This window comes from Streptomyces sp. R44 (genome assembly GCF_041053105.1).
In the GTDB taxonomy this organism is placed as follows: domain Bacteria; phylum Actinomycetota; class Actinomycetes; order Streptomycetales; family Streptomycetaceae; genus Streptomyces.
In genome coordinates this window covers 2241929-2262950 of sequence record NZ_CP163444.1, presented here as the reverse complement: position 1 = coordinate 2262950, position 21022 = coordinate 2241929, and the positions used below count along the sequence as shown (strand labels likewise).

Here is a 21022-nt window from a genome sequence, read left to right as displayed (position 1 = left end):
CGCATCTCCCCTCGGATCCCCGAGGTCACTTCCAGCATGTACCCGGGGTGGGGGAAACGGAACGGTCGCAGGGAGGCCCGAGCGGCCGCTCAGTGGACGACGCTGTAGCTGCGCCAGGGCAGGGTGTCGGGGGCGGTCCAGTTCGCGGTGTTGGTGGCCACGTAGATCGAGTTCCCGCCCGTGCAGTCGCGGGTCCGGTACATCACGATGTCCGTCAGGGAGTTGTTCCGGACCTTGGTCACTCCTGAGGGGGCCAGGCGGTGGCAGCCGTTCACGGAGGGGCTCGTCACGCTGACCAGGAGCTCACGCTGCGTCTCGTACTCGATCGTGCCCACGGTGCTGCGGCCGAGGCCCGAGCAGCCGGCGACGGCGAGAGTGAGCAGCACGGCCCCGGTGGCGGTCGTGAGACGCCGGCGAACGGACATGGCGGATCCTCTTCTGTCGAGTCGTTTCAGGCTGTCGAGTCGTTTCAGGCCACCATGCCGCCCGCGCGGGCGGCTGTCATCCGCTGTTGGGCCGCCCGGGGGAACCCGGGCGACGCCCGTTGTCAGACCCCACCCGTAAGGTCGGAGGTCCAGGAGAAAGCAACACCGACGGGAGGGGAGCGGAGCCGTGACACACACCTGGACGACCAGCGCCGCCGTCTTCCTGCCGGCCGCCCTTCCGCGTGACGGCCGGGTCGCGTTCTGGGCCCCCGACGGCGGCCCGCTGCCGGACCCGGCGGCGAGCGGGGCGGAGCGGGCCGAGCTGACCGTGGCCAGGCGCCACGGCAGCGGCGCCCGGGGCCGCTCGGTGCCCGCCGTGATCCTGCCCGTCGAGGCCGCGCTGCCGCATCTCGTCGCGGCCCGCCACCATCCGGCCGCGCACCCCGCCACCGCCGGCTGGGGCGCCGCCGCCCTGCACGCCCTGCACCTCGCCTCCCGCGGTCGGCTGCTGCCGGGGCTGACCGCGGACGACCTGGACGCCTGGCGGGCCGGACCCCTGGACGCCGAGGACATCGCCCACCTGCGGGCCGTCGCCGCCGCCCTGCCGTACGAGGGGTACGCGGTGCCGGTGCCGGGACGCGGCCCGCTGCGGCTGCCCGAGCCCGAGGCTCTGGTACGGGCCTTCCTCGACGCGGTCGCCGACGTGCTGCCCCGCACGCCCGCCGCCGCCCACGCGGTCGGCGCGCCGTTCGCGGCGCGCGCCCCGCAGCACCTGCCCCGCGCGCGTGCCTGGGCCGCCGAGGCCGCGGCCGGGATGGACGCGGGGGTGCGGGTCTCGCTCCGTCTCGACCTCTCGCCGTACGAACTCTTCGACACCGCCGATGCCGCCGACCCCTCCGGCATCGCCGACGGGGACCGGCACGCCGCCGCCGCGCTCCTGCAGATCCACAGCCTCGCCGACCCGACCCTCGTCATCGACGCCACGGACCTGTGGGAGGGAGACGGCGAGCACTTCGGGCCCCGCGCCCGGATCGACGCCGTCCTCGCCCTGCGCCGGGCCGCCCGCGTCTGGCCCCCGCTCGCCCGGCTCCTGGAGCGGGACGTGCCCGACGTCCTCGCCGTCACCGAGGACGAGCTGTACGAACTGCTCGGCCCGGCCGCCGCCCGCCTCGCCGACGCCGGGGTCGCCCTCCACTGGCCGCGCGAGCTCGCCCGCTCGCTCAGCGCCTCCGCCGTCGTCCGCCCCGCCCAGGCCGCGCCCGGCTCCGCCACCGACGGCACCTCCTTCTTCGACAGCGAGGAGCTGCTCCGGTTCAACTGGCAGCTCGCGCTCGACGGCGACCCGCTCACCGAGCGTGAGATGGACCTCCTGGCCGAGGCCCACCGGCCCATCGTGCGCCTCCGCGACCAGTGGGTCGTCGTCGACCCCGCCCTCGTCCGCAAGGCGCGCAAGCGGGAGCTCGGCCTGCTCGAACCGGTCGACGCCCTCGCCGCCGCGCTCACCGGCACCGCCGAGGTGGACGGCGAGTCCGTCCCCGCCGTGCCCGTCGGGGCCCTCGCCGCGCTCCGCGACCGGCTCCTGGCCGGCCCCGAGGACGTGCAGGCCCCGCCCGGCCTCACCGCCACCCTGCGCGACTACCAGCTCCGCGGCCTCGCCTGGCTGGACCTGATGACCTCGCTCGGCCTCGGCGGCTGCCTCGCCGACGACATGGGCCTCGGCAAGACCGTCACCCTCATCGCCCTCCACCTGCGCCGCGCCCGCCGCGCCCCCACCCTCGTCGTCTGCCCGGCCTCCCTCCTCGGCAACTGGCAGCGGGAGGTGCGGAAGTTCGCCCCCGACGTGCCCGTCCGGCGCTTCCACGGCACGGACCGTGACCTCGACGGCACCGAGGGCGGCTTCGTCCTCACCACCTACGGCACCCTGCGCACCAGCGCCGCCCGCCTCGCCGAGCGGGAGTGGGGGATGGTCGTCGCCGACGAGGCCCAGCACGTCAAGAACCCGTTCTCCGCGACCGCCAAGGCGCTCCGTGAGATCCCCGCGCCCGCCAGGGTCGCCCTCACCGGCACCCCCGTGGAGAACAACCTCTCCGAACTCTGGGCGCTCCTCGACTGGACCACCCCCGGTCTCCTCGGCCCGCTCAAGGCCTTCCGCTCCCGGCACGCCCGGGCCGTGGAGAACCACGAGGAGATCGAGCACGAGGAGGCCGTCGAGCGGCTCGCCCGGCTGGTGCGGCCCTTCCTGCTGCGCCGCCGCAAGTCCGACCCCGGCATCGTCCCCGAACTCCCGCCGAAGACGGAGTCCGACCACCCGGTCGCCCTCACGCGGGAGCAGGCCTCGCTCTACGAGGCGGTGGTCCGCGAGACCATGACGCGGATCGAGGGCGCCGAGGGCATCGCCCGCCGCGGCCTCGTCATGAGCCTGCTGACCTCGCTGAAGCAGATCTGCAACCACCCCGCGCAGTACCTCAAGGAGCAGGCGCCGCGCGGCAGCGGCACCGCCCGGCTCGCCGGCCGCTCCGGGAAGCTCGCCCTGCTCGACGAGCTCCTCGACACGATCCTCGCGGAGGACGGGTCCGTGCTCGTGTTCACCCAGTACGTGTCGATGGCGCGGCTCCTCGCCGACCACCTGGCCGCCCGCGGCATCCCGGCACAACTCCTGCACGGCGGCACGCCGGTGGCCGAGCGGGAGCGGATGGTCGACCGCTTCCAGGCCGGCGAGGTCCCCGTCTTCCTGCTCTCCCTGAAGGCCGCGGGCACCGGCCTCAACCTCACCCGGGCCGGCCATGTCGTCCACTACGACCGCTGGTGGAACCCGGCCGTCGAGGAGCAGGCCACCGACCGGGCCTACCGCATCGGGCAGACCCAGCCGGTGCAGGTCCACCGGCTCGTCGCCGAGGGGACCGTCGAGGACCGCATCGCCGAGATGCTCCGCGCCAAACGGGCCCTGGCCGACGCCGTCCTCGGCTCCGGCGAGGCCGCCCTCACCGAGCTCACCGACCGGGAGCTCGCCGACCTGGTGTCCCTGAGGAGGCCCTCGTGAACCACGCCAGGGGCGCGCGGGTCGCACGGGGCGCCGCCCTCCGCCACGACGACCGCCGCCGTACCTTCCCGCAGCTCGCGCCGCGCTCGGCCCCCGACGGCCGGTTCGCCGCCACCTGGTGGGGGAACGCCTGGGTCACGGCCCTGGAGAACACCGCGCTCGACCCGGCCCGGCTCGCGCGCGGCAAGGCCTATGCGGGGCGCGGTCACGTCGACGCGATCACGGTCACCCCCGGCCGGGTCGTCGCCTACGTGCACGGCACCCGGCCCCGCCCGTACCGCACCGAGATCAGGATGCGGACGCTCGGCGACGACGGCTGGGAGCGGTTCCTCGACGAGGCCGCCGCGCGCCCCGACCACATCGCCGCCCTCCTCGACAAGGACGTGCCGCACGCCCTGGAGGCGGTCACCGGACTGCTGCCGGTGCCGGGCGACCTCGTCCCCGACTGCTCCTGCCCGGACGACGGTTACCCCTGCAAGCACGCCGCCGCCCTCTGCTACCAGGCCGCCCGTCTCCTCGACGAGGACCCGTTCGTCCTCTTCCTGATGCGCGGCCGAGGGGAGCAGGAGCTCCTGGCCGAACTCACCCGGCGGAACGCCGCCCGGGGTGCCGCCGAGGCGGGCGCCGCCGCCCCGCCGATGCCCACGGTGGCCGCCCGGATCGCACTCGACGCGGCCACCGGGCCCGGGCTGCCGCCGCTGCCGCCCGAGCTGCCCGTCCCGGACCGGCCCGGTCGCCCGGCCGTCTTCCCACCGGACCCGGACGCTCCCGATCCGCTCGCGCTCGACCTCCTCGCGACCGAGGCCGCCGCCCGGGCGCACGTCTTCCTCGCCACCGGCCACGACCCGGTCGCCGCGCTCACCCCCTGGCAGGACGCGGTCCGGCTGGCCGCCGCGCACCCCGGCTCCGGACTCACCGCCTCGTCGCGGGCGCTCTACCGCGACCTGGCGTACGCCCTCGACCGCACCCCCACGGACCTCGCCCGCGCCGTCGCCGCCTGGCGGCAGGGCGGCGCGGCGGGTCTCGCCGTCCTCGAAGAGCCCTGGGATCCGCCGGCCGGCCCGTTCGACCGGGCCAGACCCGCGCTGCTCGCCGCCGACTTCCCGGCGTTCCGGCCCTGGCGCAACCGGCTCTCCGGGGAGTCCCTCCAGCTGCGGCTCGGCCGGGACGGGCTCTGGTACGGGTACGAGTCGGACGCCGGCCGCGAGGACTGGTGGCCGCGCGGCGCCCCCGACCCGGACCCGGTCGGCGCCCTCACCGACCTCCTGGGGCGTTGACGGACGCTGACGGGTCTTCAGGGCGTGGACGGGAGCGACCGGCGTGGACGGGAGCGTCGGGTGTGGACGGGAGCGTCGGGTGTGGACGGGAGCGTCGGGTGTCGACGGGTGTTGACCCGACACTCGAACGGAGTCCCACTCGATGGGGTGAAACCCATCAACGGCCGGATCCGGTGCACACGTTTGTCGCGTTGATTCCGGTACGGGCACTTGCCCGTGTACACCTCCGGAAGGCAGGAAGCCATGAGGCAGATTCGCCGAAGTGGTCTGGCCACACTGTTGGTCACGGGCGGCGCGCTCGCCCTCTCGGCGGGCGCCGCGCACGCCGACGCCGGCGCCGAGGGCGCCGCGGTCGGTTCGCCGGGAGTCGGTTCCGGCAACACGATCCAGCTGCCGGTGCACGTGCCGGTCAACGCATGTGGCAACACCGTCAGCGTCGTGGGGCTGCTCAACCCGGCCTTCGGCAACAGCTGTGCCAACCGCTCCACGGAGCGCGAGGCCGGGGGGTACGGGGACGAGAACGGCGGCAGCGGCTCCCACAAGGACCAGCCCGGCACCCCGCGCGGCGGCGAGCAGGCCGGCGGCTCCCAGAGCGGCTCCCACGGGGGCGGCTCCTCCCACGGCGGCGGCTCCCAGGGCGGGTCCTCCCACGGCGGCGGCTCCTCCAACGGTGGCGGGTCCACCGCCGAGAGCCACGCCGCGGGCTCCCCGGGCGTGCTCTCCGGGAACGGCCTCCAGCTGCCCCTCGACCTCCCCGTGAACCTCAGCGGGAACTCGGCCAACGTGGTCGGCATCCTCAACCCGGTCTTCGGCAACACCTCGGTGAACGGCCCGGCCAAGCCCGAGCAGCCGATCGAGACGCCGACGCCGCGCCCGCAGACCCCCGTGCGCAACGTGCCGGTGCCGCGCTCCGAGAGCGTCCCCCCGGCCGCCCCGGCCCCCGCGCCGCAGGGTGAGACCAGCACCGCCTCGCTGGCCGCCACGGGTGCGGACGCCCTGGGCTACGCCGCTCCCGCGAGCGCCGCGCTGCTCCTCGGTGGCGCCCTGCTGTACCGCCGCGCACGCCGGGCCGCCGACCAGGCCTGAGGGTCCGCCCCACGCGGCCCGTCCGACGCCGGCTGACGCCCGAGCCGTCAGCCGCGTCCCCGGCCGCCCGCGGTCCCGTCGTCCTGGCGCCAGGTCCGGAGCACCGCCTCGATGGCGGGCGCGATCCGTGTCCGGGCCTGGTGCCGGGGAACCCCTTGCATCAGCAGGGAGTCGTACGGCGTGTCCACGTGCCGTACGGAGGCTCGTACCGCGGCGGTGACCGCGCCGCGGTCGAGCGAGCGGCCCGCGGCCGTGCGCCCCACCCGTCCGCTGCCCTTCGCCGAGGCGTGGACGGCGATCTCCGTGGCCCGGTCGGCCGGGCAGGACGGGAAGAGCCGCAGGATCTCCGCCCGGAGGACCTGGGTGATCTCGGCGTCGAGGGCGGCGCGCCGCACCGCGTCCCGGGCCCGCCGCGCGGCCCGTGCGTCCGCGTCCGCCAGGCAGGCCCGTTCCGCCTCGGCGAGGGCGGCCTCCTCGACGAGCAGGCCCTGGCGCTCGTACCGGGTACGGCGCCGGTTGTGCCGTACGACCACGGCCCAGAGCGTGCTGGCCTCCCGGGCGCGGCGGGTGAGCGCGGTGTCGCCCCGGCGCAGGAAGATCAGATGGCCGAGATCGGCGCAGTCCAGGCAGACCGGCGCGTTGAACTCGACGATCATCCGCTCCAGCGGCCCCCGGTGGCATTCCGAGCAGCGGCGGCGCCTGAGCGGTTCGACGACGACGGGCGCGACGAGGTCCACGGCCGGTCCCCGGTCAGCGGACGCCGGGCGCGGCGGCGGCGATGAACACGGCGAGCGCCTCCTTCGCCTGCTCGGAGCGGTGGGCTCGGTCCGCCTCGTCGACCGCCTCGTGCATGCAGTGGGAATCCACGAAGGCCGCCTCGGCGAGCCGCCGGACCTCCGGGTCGTCGCACACCAGCTGGACGCGGAAGAGGGCCTGCCGGGCGGCGGTGCGCTGCCGGTAGGAGGCGTGCCGGGACTCCTCCGCCTCCTCGGAGCCGGGTTGCTGCCGCGTCCGGAACCAGCGGTCGTTCTGGCTGTGCCGGTAGTCGACGACCGCACCCGCGAAGGCGCTGTAGGTCGCGATCCGTTCCTGCCGGAGCTGTTCGGTGCGGGCGAGCGCGGCCGTGCGCTCGGTGGCCCGCCCCTGGAACCAGTGCGTGAAGACGACGCCCAACAGGGTTCCCACCACGGCTATCAGCGCCGCATCCATGACCGGCCGCCCTCCCGTTCTCCTCGGCCTTCAGACCTCTAGATCATGACAGCAGAGGGGGCCGGACGTCACTGCCGGTAGCCGCTCAGGAAGCGGCCGATGCGGCTGATGGCGGCGTCGAGGTCATCGGCGTACGGCAGGGTCAGGATGCGGAAGTGGTCCGGGCGCGGCCAGTTGAAGCCGGTGCCCTGCACCACCTGGATCTTCTCCCGCAGCAGCAGGTCGAGGACGAACTTCTCGTCGTCGTGGATCCTGTGCACGGCGGGGTCGAGGCGCGGGAAGGCGTACAGGGCGCCCTTCGGCTTCACGCAGGACACACCCGGGATCTCGTTGAGCTTCTCCCAGGCCCGGTCGCGCTGTTCGCGCAGGCGGCCGCCCGGGGCCGTGAGCTCGTGGATCGACTGCCGGCCGCCGAGCGCGGCCTGGATGGCGTACTGGGCTGGGGCGTTGGGGCAGAGCCGCATGGAGGCCAGCATGGTGAGGCCCTCCAGGTAGTTCTTCGCGTGCTGCTTGGGGCCGGTGACGACCAGCCAGCCCGAGCGGAAGCCCGCGACCCGGTAGGTCTTGGAGAGCCCGCCGAAGGTGAGGACGACCAGATCGGGGGCGAGGGAGGCGGCCGGGTGGTGGACGACCTCGTCGTAGACGATCTGGTCGTAGATCTCGTCGGCGAAGACCATCAGGCCGTGGCGCCGGGCGAGTTCGAAGATGCCCTCCAGGACCTCCTTCGGGTAGACGGCGCCCGTGGGGTTGTTGGGGTTGATGACGACGATGGCCTTGGTGCGGTCGGTGATCTTCGACGCCATGTCGTCGAGGTCCGGGTACCAGTCGGCGGACTCGTCGCACAGGTAGTGCACCGGCCTGCCGCCCGCGAGCGTGACCACCGCCGTCCACAGCGGGTAGTCGGGGGCCGGTACGAGGACCTCGTCGCCGTCCTCCAGGAGGGCCTGGACGGCCATCGAGATCAGCTCGGAGACGCCGTTGCCGAGGAAGACGTCGTCGACGTCCACGTCCGGCAGGCCCATGGACTGGTAGCGCTGGGCGACCGCGCGCCGGGCGGAGAGGATGCCGCGCGAGTCGGTGTAGCCGTGGGCCTTGGGGAGCATCCGGATCATGTCCTGGACGATCTCCTCGGGGGCCTCGAAGCCGAAGAGCGCCGGATTTCCGGTGTTGAGGCGCAGGACGCTGTGGCCCGCCTCCTCCAGGGCGTTGGCGTGCTCGATCACCGGGCCGCGGATCTCGTAGCAGACCTCGTTCAGCTTGCTCGACTGCCGGAACTCCATGTCCGACCTCCCAGGTCCCCGGAATCAATGTTGCTTGGTTTTACCAAGTTCGAGCTTGGAAAGTCCAACAACATGTCTAGACTGCGTCGCATGCCACGTCAGCCACGCCGCCGCAGCTACGACCAGCACTGCGCCGCCGCGCGCGCCCTCGACCTCGTCGGCGACCGCTGGACCCTGCTCGTCGTCCGCGAACTCCTCGCCGGGCCGCGCCGCTACACCGACCTCCACGCCGATCTGCCCGGCGTCAGCACCGACATGCTCGCCGGCCGCCTCAAGGACATGGAGAGCGCCGAGCTCGTCACCCGACGCCGGCTGCCCCCGCCCGTCTCGGCGTACGTGTACGAACTCACCCCGCGCGGACGCGACCTGCTGCCCGTCCTGCGCACCCTCGCCGCCTGGGGCGCGCCCGACCTCGGCGAGCCCCGGCCCACCGACGCGGTCCGCGCCCACTGGTACGCGATCCCGCTCCTCGGCGCGCTCACGGAGCTCGGCGCGGGAGTCGTCCAGGTGACCCTCGACGAGGGCGAGTTCCATGTGCGGCTCGGGGCGGACGGGGTCGTGGGCTACGGTGACGGAGCGGTGGAGGCCCCCGACGCCCGGCTCCGGACCGACGCGGCGACCTGCCGGGCCCTCGCGGCGGGCGAGCTGACGCTCGGCGCGGCGGTCGACGCGGGCCGCGCCGTGCTGGAACGCCCCGCGCCGGTCGTCGCCCCGGTCGTCGCGTCGGTCGTCGCGTCGGCCTGAGCTCAGGACTGCGCGGCCAGCGCCTTCGCCAGGCGGTCGCGGGCCGCCGTCTGGGCCGCGATGCGCGCGTCGATCACGGCGAGCCGCTCACGGGCGATCTCCAGGGCGCGGGCGGAGGGCGGAGCCGCCGAGATGTCCCCGTCCAGACACGTACGGAACGCGGACACGTCGTCCAGCGTGAACCCCGCGTCCAGCAGGTACCGGATGTTCGACACCCGCGCGACGGCCGTCTCCTCGTACACCCGGTACCCGTTGGCCGCGCGGACCGACGCGATCAGCCCCGCCTGCTCGTAGTGCCGCAGCGAGCGGGCCGACACCCCGGTCCGCCGGGCCAGTTCACCGATGCGCAAGGACGCCACCTCCCCGCGCAGTCGTATCACGACACCAGCGCGCCCCCGTCGACGGGCAGCACGGTGCCGGTCAGGAAGGCGGCGTCCGGAGCGGCGAGCGAGGTGATCGCCCAGGCGACCTCCTCGGGCCTGCCGACCCGGCCCAGCGGGGTGTGCGCGAGCTGCCACTCCCGCACCGCCCTGCGCTGCTCGGGGGAGAGGCCCATGTGGTCCGCGATCGGCGTCTCGATCGCACCGGGCGCGACCGCCACGACCCGGACACCGGCCGGCGCGAGCTCCACCGCCCAGCAGCGGGTCAGGGTCTCCATGGCGCTCTTGGTCGCCGGATAGACGGAGTTGCCGGGCCAGCCGCGCTGGCCGATCGTCGTCGTCACGTTCACCACGACGCCCCGGGACTCCCGGAGCGCGGGGACGGCCGCCTGGGTGAGCAGGACCGGGGCGACGAGGTTCGTCTCCAACAGCGGGGCGATCACGGAACGGTCGAGGGTGCCGAGCGGGCCGCCGGCGGCGATCCCGGCGTTGTTGACGAGGACGTCGAGCCGGCCGTGGGCCGCGAGCGTGGCACGGACGATCTCCTCGGCCGCGCCCTCCGCCGTGATGTCGGCGGCGAGCGGGTGGATGCCAGGGTGCCCCTCGGCGGTCTCCCGCAGCGGCTCCGCCCGGCGGCCGACGGCGACGACCGTCGCCCCCTGCCCGGCGAAGGAGCGCGCGGTGGCCCGGCCGATGCCGGTGCCCGCACCCGTGACGACGACGACCCTGCTGGAAGTGGTGGTGTCCATGAGCCGATGGTCGAACCCTGACGCCAGTGACAAGGTCAAGCCCGGCTCAGTGCTGGGGGCTCAGGAACTCCAGCCGGTTCCCGTGGCAGTCCGCGACGTAGAAGCGGCGGTGGCCCGGGAAGTTGTCGTCCCACATCACCTCGACGCCCCGGCCGGCCAGCCGCTCGGCCAGACCGTCGAGGTCGGCGACCAGGATCCCCGGGTGTCCCTTCCGGGCCGGCCGGAAGTCCTCCTCGACGCCCAGATGGATCTCCAGCGCGTCCGAGCGCACCCACAGACCGCCGCGCGCCGCGAGGACCGGTGGCTTGCGGATCTCGGTCATGCCGAGCACGTCCACGTAGAAGCGGCGGCACGCCTCCTCCTCGCCCGGCGGCAGGGAGAGCTGTACATGGTGCAGCCCGAGACCGAAGGGTGTCGTCGCCTCCGTGGTGTCGTAGGGCAGGGCTTCCTGACGCCGGCTCATGGGGAACCACACCTCTCCTCCGTGCATGCCGAGCGGTCGCGCGACCAGGTCACCGTACGGCCGAAGATGTCGGCCGGTACACGTCAGGGGTGGGAGGGGCAGGCAGGATGGACGGCATGCGATACGAGGCGATCACCTGGGACCGGCTGGCCGAGACGCTCGCCGGCCACCTCGACGCGTCCCCCGCGGCGGCGGGCGACGACTGGCTCAAGGTCGGCATCGACGGCCCGCCCGCCGCACCCGCCGGCGAGCTCGCCGGGCTCCTCGCCGAAGCGCTGCGCACGCGCGGCCGAGCGGTCCAGGTCGTGAGCACCGGCGGCTTCCTGCGGCCCGCTTCCCTCCGGTACGAATACGGGAAGCAGGACCCCGACGCGTACTACAGCGGGTGGACCGACACCGGGGCCCTGTGGCGGGAGGTCTTCGGGCCGCTGGACCCCGGCGGCACCGGGCGCGTGCTGCCCGACCTGTGGGACCCGGCCACGGACCGCGCCACCCGCAGCCCGTACGTCACGCTGCCGCCGCGCGGGGTGCTCGTGCTGCACGGGACCTTCCTGCTCGGCCACTGGTTCCCCTTCGACCTCACCGTGCATCTGCGCCTCACGCCCGGCGCCCTCGCCCGGCGCACGGAGGAGCCCTGGACCCTGCCCGCCTTCGCCCGGTACGAGATGGAGGTCGGCCCCGCCGAGGCGGCGGACGCCGTCGTCCGCGCCGACGACCCGCGCCACCCGGCCTGGACGGGCCTGAAGACCTAGGGCCTGTCCGGAAGCCCCGCCTGGGCCGGGCGGGGGCTTGTCTTTCGGATCATGCCGGGCTCGCGGGGCCTACCCGTCGCCCGGGCCGGTCGGGGGTCTGCCGCCCACCGTGGTGACCGCCTCCGCGCCCGCGCGGCAGCCCGCCTCGGCGGCCCGCGCCGGGTCCTCGCCCGTGAGCCGCGCCGCCAGGAAGGCCCCGGTGAACGCGTCGCCCGCGCCCGTCGAGTCCACCGGCCGCACCGGGGGCGCCGCCACCCGCGCGGTGACCGCGCCGGCCTCGGCGACCAGCGCGCCGGCCGCCCCGAGGGTGACCACGACCAGCGGAAAGCGCCGGCTCAGCTCCGCGGCCGCCGACTCCGGTTCCCCGCACCCGGTGAGCGACCGGGCCTCGTCGGCGTTCGGCAGCAGCGTCTCGGCTCCCTCCGCGGCCGCGAGGAACCGGTCCGCGCCCAGCTCCGCGAGGAACCCCGCCGACGCCGGGTCCACGCTCACCGGGATCCCCGCCGCCCGCGCGTCCCGCAGCGCCCGGCAGGCCGTCTCGCGGCTCGGCGCGGCGAAGAACAGGTACCCCGAGAGGTGCAGCCGGGCCACGCCGTCCAGGAGCCCCGGCGACCAGTCGGCGGGGGAGAGGCGCAGCGCGGCGCCGCTGTCCGTCAGGAAGGTGCGCTCCGCCGAGCCGTCCACGAGCGCGATCACGGTGGCCGTCGCCGCGTCCGCGTCCGGGACGAGCAGGGGGCGCACGCCCGCACTCCGCAGCGCCCGCTCGTGCCAGCCGGCCGCGTCCGTCCCCACCCGGCCGAGCAGCCGCACCTCCCCGCCGCCCGAACGCGCCGCCCAGCAGGCCGCGTTGGCCCCGGCGCCGCCCGGCAGGGTCCGTATCTCCGCCGCCGTGTCCGTCGCCGGGGCGAGCGGTGTCCGGTGCCGGGCGACGACGTCCGTGACCACGTCCCCGACGACGAGCAGCGCGCCCCCGGCCCGGGTCACCGGCCGCCGGCGCCGGGCGCCGCCCCCGACGCGTACGCCGCCGCGATGCTCGCCGCGAGCCGCACATTGCCCCGTACCGCCGCGAGGTTGGCCTCCAGGGACGCCCCTTCCGTGTGCACCGTCAGGTATTCGAGGAGGAACGGCGTCACCGCCTGCCCGGTGATCCCCTTCTCCTTCGCCGCCGCGAGGCCGCGCGCGAGCACCCGGTCGTGCAGCGCCGGATCCAACTGCTCGGCCACCGGCACCGGGTTGGCCACGACGAGCGCGGCCCGGGGGCCGTCCAGGGCGTCCTGCGCCCGTATCACCCCGGCCACCTCCGCGGGGGTGCGCAGGGTCCAGTCGACGGGCTCGCCCGAGGAGGAGAGGTAGAAGCCGGGGAAGTGCTCCGTGCCGTAGCCGACGACGGTCACCCCCAGGGTCTCCAGGCGCTGGAGCGTCGCGGGCACGTCGAGGATCGACTTGACCCCGGCGCACACCACGGTGATCCCGACCCGGGCGAGCAGCCGCAGGTCCGCGGACTCGTCCTGGGTCTCGCTCCATTCGCGGTGGACGCCGCCGAGCCCGCCCGTCGCGAACACCCGTATGCCGGCCGCGTCCGCCAGCCAGGCCGTCGCCGAGACCGTCGTCGCCCCCGTCGCCCCGGTCGCCAGGGCCGGGGCCAGGTCGCGGTGGCCCAGCTTCCGCACCGACGGGTCCTCGGCGATCCTGGTCAGGGCGGCCCGGTCGAGGCCGATCCTGGCCGTGCCGTCGACGACCGCGATCGTGGCGGGGACGGCGCCCCCGGCCCGTACCGACTCCTCCAGCTCCGTCGCCACGGCGAGGTTGCGCGGGCGCGGCAGGCCGTGGGCGATGATCGTCGATTCCAGCGCGACGACGGGCCGGCCCTCGTGGAGCGCCTCCCGTACCTCTTCGGACACCTGTGTGGACATGTCCCATTCCTTGGCGCGATCACCGGCCCCGCAAACCTCGTTGGCGACCTCCTGCCACACGCCCGACCCCGCCTGCGGAATCCGTGACCGGCTCCCTTCCCGAGGCGACGGCGACGGCCGCGACTCCCTTGGGGCGCTGCGCGAGAAGGCCGGTACGGATTTCGTCGCCGCCGCGGGTTCTTGGCATCGCGCCTGGTGGGAGCCGAAACGGAGGCTGTTCCTCCACCCGGTCCCGGCCTGGGAACGCCCTCGGACCCCCGCTACAGTCACCGCCCATGACCACTCATGACGTGCCCTCCTTCGCCGTGCACATCCCCGACGCGGAGCTCGAAGTCGAGCCCCTGGACCCCGCCCAGATCGTCTCCGGCACGCCCGAGGTGACGGGCAAGGTGCTGTGGGAGTCGGCCGACGGCAAGCAGCTGCGCGGCATCTGGCAGATCACGCCCGGCGTCGTCACCGACATCGAGGCCAACGAGCTGTTCGTGGTGGTCTCCGGGCGCGCGACCGTCGCCGTCGAGGGCGGCGAGACCCTGGAGATCGGCCCCGGCGACGCGTGCGTGCTGCGCGAGGGTGACAAGACGACCTGGACGGTGCACGAGACCCTCCGCAAGGCGTACCACATCAGCCTCTGAACTCCCGGGAGGAGCCACCGGGTTGGAGAGTCTGGTAGGAAACCTTCCTATCCGCTAGCATCCCGGGCGGTGGCTTGGCGCGGCGCCCGAATCAGGGGCGTGACGCGCTCAGCGAGAGCTCTGACCCGGCCGCCGAGCACCACCCGCCGCGTGGCGCCCCGAATCGCCACCCGGCCGGTCGCCCGTGCCCGCACCACGCGGCACGGGCGCCCCGGTCGGTGCCGCCCGGCGCGGCCCGTGGTGCCCCGCACCGGTGTCCAGCTCTCGCCGACCCCTCAGGCCAGGGAGCCCAGGTATGCGCCTGTTCGCCTCCGCCCCACCTCGCCGCACCACCGACCGTCTGCCCCTCGTCCTCGCCGCCGTGCTGCTGCTCGTCGGTGGACTCCTGCTCGCCCTACCGGACCGGGCCGGAGCCGCCGCCGACACCCTGATCTCCCAGGGCAGGCCGGCCACCTCCTCCTCCGTCGAGGACAGCACCTTCGGCCCCGAGAAGGCCTTCGACGGCAACGCCACCACCCGCTGGGCCAGCGCCGAGGGCGTCGACCCCCAGTGGATCAAGGTCGACCTCGGCCCCTCGGCCACGGTCTCCCGCGTGAAACTCGTCTGGGAGGCCGCCTACGCCAAGGCCTACCGCGTGGAGATCTCCGCCGACGGCAGCACCTGGACCCGGCTCGCCACCGAGACCGCGGGCAACGGCGCCACGGACGACTGGACCGGACTCACCGGCACCGGCCGCTACCTGCGCGTGTACGGGACCGCCCGCGGTACCTCGTACGGCTACTCGCTCTGGACCGTGGAGGTCTACGGCACCACCTCCACCACGCCCCCGCCCACCGGCGCCTTCACCGTCGTCGCGGCCGGTGACATCGCCGCCCAGTGCACGGCCTCCAGCAGCTCCTGCGCCCACCCGAAGACGGCCGCCCTGGCCCAGCGCATCGCGCCGTCCTTCTACCTGACGATGGGTGACAACCAGTACGACGACGCCCGTCTCTCGGACTTCCGCAACTACTACGACAAGACCTGGGGCGCCTTCAAGGCGCAGACCCGGCCCGTGCCCGGCAACCACGAGTCCTACGACCCGGCCGGCGCGTTCTCCGGCTACAAGTCGTACTTCGGCGCCATCGCCTACCCGCAGGGCAAGCCCTACTACAGCTACGACCAGGGCAACTGGCACTTCGTCGCCCTCGACTCCAACACCTTCGACGACGCCGCGCAGATCCAGTGGCTCAAGGACGACCTCGCGCGCAACACCAAGGGCTGCGTCGCCGCCTACTTCCACCACCCGCTGTACTCCTCCGGCGGCCACGGCAACGACCCCGTCTCCAAGCCCGTCTGGCAGATCCTCTACGCGGCCAGGGCCGACCTCGTCCTCAACGGACACGACCACCACTACGAGCGCTTCGCCCCGCAGGACCCGAACGGGCAGGCCACCGCCGACGGCATCGTCGAGATCGTCGGCGGCATGGGCGGCGCCGAGCCGTACGACATCGAGACCGTCCAGCCCAACAGCCAGAAGCGGATCAGCGGCACGTACGGCGTCCTGAAGCTGAACCTCACCGACACCACCTACAGCTGGCAGTACGTCGGCACCGACGACCAGGTCAAGGACTCCGGCCCGACCTACACCTGCCACTGATGTACCTCGCGACCACCGGTCGCCGCGACGCGCCGCCCCGTCCCACCGGGACCCGGCGGCGCGTCCCCGGCACCGTCCTCGCCCTCGGCACGGTCAGCCTCGTCACCGACGTCTCCTCGGAGATGGTGACCGCCGTCCTGCCGCTCTACCTGGTCCTCGGACTCGGCCTCTCCCCGCTCCAGTTCGGCCTCCTCGACGGCCTCTCCACCGGCGCCACCGCGCTCGTACGGCTCCTCGGCGGCGCCTCCGCCGACCGCGGCGGCCGCCACAAGCAGGTCGCCGGACTCGGCTACGCCCTCTCCGCCTGCTCCCGGCTCGGCCTCCTCCTCGCGGGCGGGGCGACCGGCTGGATCGCCGGGGCCCTCGCCGCCGACCGGCTCGGCAAGGGCGTGCGCACCGCCCCGCGCGACGCGCTCATCACCCTGCACAGCCCGCCCGAGGACCTGGGCCGTGCCTTCGGCACCCACCGCGCCATGGACACCACCGGCGCCCTCCTCGGACCCCTCGCCGCCTTCGCGCTGCTGTGGGCGACGGCCGAGACGTACGAGGCCGTCTTCGCCGTCAGCTTCTGCGTCGGCGCGTTCGGCGTCCTGCTCTGGCTGCTCTTCGTCCCCGGGCGCGCGCGGGACACGTCGCCGCGGGAGACGGCGCCACGCGCGCGTGGCGCACTCCTCGCGGCCCTGCGACGCTCGCCCGCGTACCGCCGCATCGTGCTCTGCTCCGCCCTCCTCGGCGCCGCCACGGTCGGCGACTCCTTCCTCTACCTGCTGCTCCAGCGGCGCCTCGACCTCGACCCCACCTGGTTCCCGTTCCTGCCGCTCGGCGCGGCCTGCGTCTACCTCCTGCTCGCCGTCCCCGCCGGCCGCCTCGCCGACCGCTTCGGGCGCCGCGGGCCGCTCCTGTACGGGCACGGGGCCCTGCTCCTGGCCTACGGACTGCTCCTGGCCCCCGTCCCCGGCCCGGCGGCGCTCGTGGGCGTCCTCGTGCTGCTCGGGGTCTTCTACGCCACCACCGACGGCGTCCTGATGGCCCTCACCGGACCGTTCCTCGCCGAGGGGCGGCAGGCCGGCGGCCTCGCCGTCGTCCAGACCGCGCAGGCGCTCGCCCGGCTCGCCGCCGCCGTCGCCTTCGGCGCCGTGTGGACGGCGAGCGGACCGGAGACGGCGCTCGTCGCGGCGCTCCTGGCCCTCGCCGCGGCCCTGTGCTGCGCCGCCCGACTGCTGCCGTCCGGGCCCACCCCCGAAGGGACCGCGTCATGAACATCGCCGCCTCCACGCGCGCGCGTGTGGGGATCCTCGTCCTGGCCGTCCTGCTGCTCGGCGGCGGAGCCACCGTCTACACCCTGCGGGCCGCCTCCGGGCGGGCGGCCGCCACCGGAACGGCCGACCCCGGCTTCACCCTCGACGGCGGCACCGGGGCGCTCTACGTCCGGGAGACCGCCGGCGGCCGTATCGCGCGCGTGGACCCGGCCGCGCCCGGCGGCCGGGTGACGGGAGGCCCTTCCTGCGACCGCTTCCACGCGGCCGCCTCCACCGCCCTCTGCCTCCAGCGGCGGCCGGGCGTGCCGGCCCGCTCGTACGTCCTCGTGCTCGACGGGCGGCTCCGCGAGGTCCGCCGCATCGGCCTTCCGGGCATCCCCAGCCGGGCCAGGGTCTCCGCCTCGGGACGCATGCTGGCCTGGACGATGTTCGCCACCGGCGACTCGTACGCGCGCTCGGCCTTCGCCACCCGCACCTCGATCCTCGACCTGCGCACCGGCTACCTGGTGAAGAACATCGAGCAGATCCCGCTCACCCTCGACGGCCGCCGCCACCACGCCCCCGACGTCAACTACTGGGGGGTCACCTTCGCCGCCGACGACAACCGCTTCTACGCCACCGTCTCGACCGGCGGCCGCACCCACCTCGTCGAGGGGGACATGCGGAACTGGTCCGCCCGGACCCTGCGGGAGAACGTCGAATGCCCCTCGCTCTCCCCGGACGGGACCCGGATCGCCTTCAAGAAACGGGTGTCCGACGGCCCGCGCGACCCGTGGCGGCTGTACGTCCTCGACCTGAGCACCGGACGCGAGCACCCCGTCGCCGAGCGGCGCGGCTTCGACGACCAGGCGCTGTGGACGGACACCGAGACCCTCGCGTACGGATACGGGGGAGCGGTCTGGTCGGTGCCCGCCGACGGCACGGGAGCCCCACGGCGACTGGCCGCCGGGGCGTCGTCGCCCGCGGTGCCGCGGTGACCGCTCCGGACTTCCGGTGGCTCAGGCCTTGCGGAGGGCGCCGCGCAGCGCCAGCGCCGCCATGGGGAGCAGCAGGCACGCGGCGATCGCGTTCAGCGGTCCGTAGCCCGCCTGCGAGACGATCAGGCCGGCCACGAGGCCGCCGACCCCGGCGGCGGTGTTCATGACGAAGTCGGAGAGTCCCTGGACGGCGGCCCGCGCGGCCTGCGGAACCGAGTCGGTGAGCAGCGCCGAACCGGACACGAGCCCGGCCGACCAGCCCAGGCCGAGGACGAAGAGACCCAGGGCGATCCGGCCGTGGGACGGTCCCGCCGTGCCCGCGACGAGCGCCGCCGTACCGATCAGGCCGACCGCGAGCCCGATCACCGAGAGCCGGCCGAGCCGGTCGGACAGCCAGCCCATCAGCGGCGAGAAGGCGTACATCCCCGTGATGTGGCCGCTGATCACGAGTCCGATCAGCTGGATGTCCGCGCCGTGGTGGGTGAGCGCCACCGGGGTCATCGACATGATCGACACCATGGCGGTGTGCGAGCCGGCGATGGTGACCAGGGCGATCCGGGCCCGCGAGGACTTCCGCACCGCGTCCATGCCGGCCCGGAGGGAGCGCCCCTCCGCCGCCCCGCCCGGCCCGCCGTCCGCCAGCGCGCGGGCGGTGAGCAGCGGGTCCGGACGCAGCAGCACGGCCACCACGGCCGCGGCGAGCACGAAGACACCGGCGGCCCAGACGAACGGGCCCGCGGCGGCCGGGATCCCCAGGCCCGAGACGCTCCGTCCGGCGGGCGCGGCGACGTTCGGACCGAGCACCGCGCCGATCGTCGTCGCCCACACCACCGTGGAGATGGCCCGGGCCCTGCGGTCCGGCTCGGCGAGGTCGGCGGCGGCGAAGCGGGCCGCCAGGTTCGCCGAGGACCCGGCACCGAAGCCCACGAGGCCGACGAGCAGGAGCGGGAAGTTCCCGAGGACCGCCCCGAGCACCACCACGCCGGCGCCCACCGACGCGAGCAGGTACGCCAGGACGAGGCCCACCCGGCGTCCCCGCCGGGTCATCAGCGTGGCCAGCGGCATCGCGAGCAGCGCGGACCCGGCCACCGAGGCCGTCGACGCGAGACCGGACAGTGCCTCGGTGCCGCTCACGTCCCGCGCCAGGACGGCGGCGAGGGCGAAGCCGATGGCGATGCCGAGCCCTCCCAGGACCTGGGTGGCGATCAGCCCGGCCTGGACGCGCCGGCGGAGCGCGGGCAGCTCGGCGGGGGTGACTGGGGTGACGGGGGCGGATATCCGGCCGGGCGCGGTGGCGTCAGGGGCGCTGGGGGTATGTGTCACTTACGTGAGTGTGCCAGCCGTCCCACCGGATGGGAACGCCGCCTCCTTCCCCGACAGCCGCCCGCGCTCAGAAGAGCGGCGCCGGCAGTACCCCCTCCAGGGCGAGGAGCTGCCGCTTCGTCTCCAGACCGCCCCCGAAACCGCCGAGGCCGCCGTCGCTCTCCACCACCCGGTGGCACGGCACCACCACCGGCAGCGGATTGGCGCCCATCGCCGCTCCCACCGCCTGCGCCGCCCCCGGCTGCCCCGCGCGCCTCGCCAGCTCCCCGTACCCCACGACCGTCCCGTACGGAACGCCCGCCGCCAGCTCGCGCAGCACCTGGCGGTTGAAGCCGGTCGTCAGGCTCCAGTCGAGCGGCAGGTCGAGCTCGTCGGGCTCGCCCGCGAAGTACCGGTCGAGCCGGCGCATCACCTCCGAGAGCCGCCCCGAGGCGCACTCCACCAGCTCCGCGCCCAGCTGTCCCGCCAGCCGGTCGAGCATCCGCTCCCGCCGGGCCGCGTCGGCGTGGAACTCGACCCGCACGAGCCCCCGCCCGGTCGCGGCGAGGAACAGCGGCCCGATGGCGCTCTCCACGACCGCCCACTCCACCGTGCCGGCCCGCTCCCGGCCGGCCGGTCCCGCCTTCGCCCCCGTGTCGATGTCCATGCCGCCCACGGTACGACCCGCCACCGACACCCCGGCCCGGAACGGCTGCCCGTCACCCGGCCGGGGTCCGACGCCGACCGTCGGGCCCGGGCCGCCACCGAGATCACGGGCCGGTCTCGCTCCGGTCTCGCGAACGGAAAATCCCCGGTCACGTGGTCGCCGGGCCCCCGGCGCGCCATAATCTCGCCCCGGTAGTACTACCCAGCGGTACCGACTGTTTTCGGACGACGTTGCACCAGGGGTGGAGGACACACGCTCATGCAGGGCACGGTCGACGGATTCAGCTACGGGCTCGTCACGCCGGTGGCCGCCTTTCTCATGGCCTGCCTCGGCGGCGCCCTCGGTCTGAGGTGCACCACCAGATCGCTCCGCCACCACGACACCTTCAAGGCCGGCTGGCTCGCCCTCGGCGCCACGTCGATCGGCACCGGCATCTGGACGATGCACTTCATCGCCATGATGGGCTTCTCCGTCCAGCAGGCGCCCATCGACTACGACCGTCCCATCACGTTCGCCAGCCTGGGCGTCGCCGTCCTCATGGTCGGCATCGGCATCTTCATCGTCGGCTACCGCGGGGCGACGGCCCTCACCCTGGTCACCGGCGGCACCATCACCGGCCTCGGCGTCGCCACCATGCACTACCTCGGCATGGCCGGTATGCGCCTCCAGGGGCGGATCGAGTACGACACGCTCACCGTCGCCCTCTCCGTGGTCATCGCCGTCGTGGCCGCCACCGCGGCCCTCTGGGCGGCCGTCTCCGTCCATGGATTTCTGGCCAGTCTCGGCGCGAGCCTGGTGATGGGCGGAGCCGTGAGTGGTATGCACTACACCGCCATGGCCGCCGTCAGCGTCCACCTGCACGGCACCGAGGCCCGCACAGGGGGCGGTCCCACCGCCACCTCGCTCCTCCTGCCCATGCTGATCGGCCCCGCGGTCTTCCTGATCCTGGCCGCCGTCGTCGTCATGTTCGACCCGCTGCTCGTGATGGGCGACCCGGACTGGCAGCGCCCCGCCGCCCGGCCCCCGCACCGGCCCGGCGTGCCCGCCCCGCGCCACGTCCCGTCCTACGGCGAGCCCGCCAACTGGAGCGCCCGCCCTCCCGGCCGGGCCGCCGGACGAGGCGCCCGCCGCAGCGTCGCGCGCGGCGGACACCGCTCCCAGGACTGGTGACGGGAGGCCCGGCGACCGGGCGGTGAGCCGATCACCGCCCGAGTGTCAGTGCCGGGTCGTA

Annotated in this window: 21 protein-coding genes; 10 read left to right on the top strand and 11 right to left on the bottom strand. The window is 74.7% G+C overall.

Annotation, left to right across the window (positions count from 1 at the left end):
• Positions 1–89 precede the first annotated feature (89 nt).
• Positions 90–425 (bottom strand): hypothetical protein, encoded by a 336-nt coding sequence (locus AB5J54_RS10500; protein ID WP_369143647.1) that lies wholly within the window; start codon positions 423–425, stop codon positions 90–92.
• Between the two features lie 187 nt (positions 426–612).
• Between AB5J54_RS10500 and AB5J54_RS10495 the strand changes: the two genes are divergently transcribed.
• The 3 genes from AB5J54_RS10495 (at position 613) to AB5J54_RS10485 (ending at position 5828) form a co-directional block, all read left to right on the top strand.
• A complete protein-coding gene (locus AB5J54_RS10495; protein ID WP_369143646.1) occupies positions 613–3465 on the top strand; it encodes a DEAD/DEAH box helicase in 2853 nt (950 codons plus the stop codon).
• Positions 3462–4742 (top strand): SWIM zinc finger family protein, encoded by a 1281-nt coding sequence (locus tag AB5J54_RS10490; protein WP_369143645.1) that lies wholly within the window; start codon positions 3462–3464, stop codon positions 4740–4742. The genes AB5J54_RS10495 and AB5J54_RS10490 overlap by 4 nt, the downstream gene beginning before the upstream one ends.
• 243 nt (positions 4743–4985) lie before the next feature.
• On the top strand, positions 4986–5828 hold the full coding sequence (locus AB5J54_RS10485; protein ID WP_369143644.1) for a chaplin: 843 nt from the start codon (positions 4986–4988) through the stop codon (positions 5826–5828).
• Between the two features lie 47 nt (positions 5829–5875).
• On the opposite strand, the gene AB5J54_RS10480 is transcribed toward AB5J54_RS10485, so the two are convergent.
• From AB5J54_RS10480 to AB5J54_RS10470, 3 genes are all read right to left on the bottom strand, one after another.
• Complete coding sequence (locus AB5J54_RS10480; protein ID WP_369143643.1) at positions 5876–6565, bottom strand: DUF2293 domain-containing protein; 690 nt, start codon at positions 6563–6565, stop codon at positions 5876–5878.
• Between the two features lie 13 nt (positions 6566–6578).
• Positions 6579–7037: a hypothetical protein gene (locus AB5J54_RS10475; protein WP_369143642.1), complete on the bottom strand. Its 459-nt coding sequence runs from the start codon at positions 7035–7037 to the stop codon at positions 6579–6581.
• A 68-nt stretch (positions 7038–7105) separates the two neighbouring features.
• The gene (locus AB5J54_RS10470) at positions 7106–8317 is read right to left on the bottom strand and encodes a pyridoxal phosphate-dependent aminotransferase (RefSeq protein WP_369143641.1); all 1212 of its coding nucleotides are present in this window, start codon (positions 8315–8317) and stop codon (positions 7106–7108) included.
• Between the two features lie 90 nt (positions 8318–8407).
• Here AB5J54_RS10470 and AB5J54_RS10465 point away from each other — a divergent pair, with 90 nt between their 5' ends.
• Positions 8408–9061 carry a winged helix-turn-helix transcriptional regulator gene (locus AB5J54_RS10465; RefSeq protein WP_369143640.1) on the top strand — a complete coding sequence of 218 codons (654 nt, stop codon included), beginning with the start codon at positions 8408–8410 and terminating at the stop codon, positions 9059–9061.
• Between the two features lie 2 nt (positions 9062–9063).
• Here AB5J54_RS10465 and AB5J54_RS10460 read toward each other — a convergent pair whose 3' ends face one another.
• Genes AB5J54_RS10460 through AB5J54_RS10450 form a run of 3 tightly spaced genes read right to left on the bottom strand, consistent with a single transcriptional unit; the run spans position 9064 to position 10653 of the window.
• Positions 9064–9411: a MerR family transcriptional regulator gene (locus AB5J54_RS10460; RefSeq protein ID WP_369143639.1), complete on the bottom strand. Its 348-nt coding sequence runs from the start codon at positions 9409–9411 to the stop codon at positions 9064–9066.
• Positions 9412–9437: 26 nt separating this feature from the next.
• The gene (locus tag AB5J54_RS10455; protein ID WP_369143638.1) at positions 9438–10190 is read right to left on the bottom strand and encodes an SDR family NAD(P)-dependent oxidoreductase; all 753 of its coding nucleotides are present in this window, start codon (positions 10188–10190) and stop codon (positions 9438–9440) included.
• A 46-nt stretch (positions 10191–10236) separates the two neighbouring features.
• A complete protein-coding gene (locus AB5J54_RS10450) occupies positions 10237–10653 on the bottom strand; it encodes a VOC family protein (protein WP_369143637.1) in 417 nt (138 codons plus the stop codon).
• Between the two features lie 116 nt (positions 10654–10769).
• Here AB5J54_RS10450 and AB5J54_RS10445 point away from each other — a divergent pair, with 116 nt between their 5' ends.
• On the top strand, positions 10770–11405 hold the full coding sequence (locus tag AB5J54_RS10445; RefSeq protein WP_369143636.1) for a uridine kinase: 636 nt from the start codon (positions 10770–10772) through the stop codon (positions 11403–11405).
• Between the two features lie 69 nt (positions 11406–11474).
• On the opposite strand, the gene AB5J54_RS10440 is transcribed toward AB5J54_RS10445, so the two are convergent.
• A complete protein-coding gene (locus tag AB5J54_RS10440) occupies positions 11475–12389 on the bottom strand; it encodes a carbohydrate kinase family protein (RefSeq protein ID WP_369143635.1) in 915 nt (304 codons plus the stop codon).
• Positions 12386–13318, bottom strand: a complete 933-nt coding sequence (locus AB5J54_RS10435; protein WP_369143634.1) for a pseudouridine-5'-phosphate glycosidase — start codon at positions 13316–13318, stop codon at positions 12386–12388. Before AB5J54_RS10435 ends, AB5J54_RS10440 begins: the two co-directional genes overlap by 4 nt.
• A 275-nt stretch (positions 13319–13593) precedes the next feature.
• Between AB5J54_RS10435 and AB5J54_RS10430 the strand changes: the two genes are divergently transcribed.
• The 4 genes from AB5J54_RS10430 (at position 13594) to AB5J54_RS10415 (ending at position 17822) form a co-directional block, all read left to right on the top strand.
• Positions 13594–13950, top strand: coding sequence for a cupin domain-containing protein (locus AB5J54_RS10430; protein WP_369143633.1), 357 nt, complete (start codon positions 13594–13596; stop codon positions 13948–13950).
• Between the two features lie 295 nt (positions 13951–14245).
• Positions 14246–15586, top strand: coding sequence for a discoidin domain-containing protein (locus AB5J54_RS10425; protein WP_369143632.1), 1341 nt, complete (start codon positions 14246–14248; stop codon positions 15584–15586).
• Positions 15586–16845, top strand: coding sequence for an MFS transporter (locus AB5J54_RS10420; RefSeq protein WP_369143631.1), 1260 nt, complete (start codon positions 15586–15588; stop codon positions 16843–16845). The genes AB5J54_RS10425 and AB5J54_RS10420 overlap by 1 nt, the downstream gene beginning before the upstream one ends.
• Positions 16842–17822, top strand: a complete 981-nt coding sequence (locus AB5J54_RS10415; RefSeq protein WP_369143630.1) for a hypothetical protein — start codon at positions 16842–16844, stop codon at positions 17820–17822. Before AB5J54_RS10420 ends, AB5J54_RS10415 begins: the two co-directional genes overlap by 4 nt.
• Positions 17823–17843: 21 nt before the next feature.
• Here AB5J54_RS10415 and AB5J54_RS10410 read toward each other — a convergent pair whose 3' ends face one another.
• Positions 17844–19100, bottom strand: a complete 1257-nt coding sequence (locus tag AB5J54_RS10410) for an MFS transporter (RefSeq protein WP_369149281.1) — start codon at positions 19098–19100, stop codon at positions 17844–17846.
• Positions 19101–19212: 112 nt separating this feature from the next.
• Positions 19213–19791, bottom strand: a complete 579-nt coding sequence (locus AB5J54_RS10405; RefSeq protein ID WP_369143629.1) for a methylated-DNA--[protein]-cysteine S-methyltransferase — start codon at positions 19789–19791, stop codon at positions 19213–19215.
• Between the two features lie 258 nt (positions 19792–20049).
• Between AB5J54_RS10405 and AB5J54_RS10400 the strand changes: the two genes are divergently transcribed.
• On the top strand, positions 20050–20961 hold the full coding sequence (locus AB5J54_RS10400; RefSeq protein ID WP_369143628.1) for an MHYT domain-containing protein: 912 nt from the start codon (positions 20050–20052) through the stop codon (positions 20959–20961).
• Positions 20962–21022 lie beyond the last annotated feature (61 nt).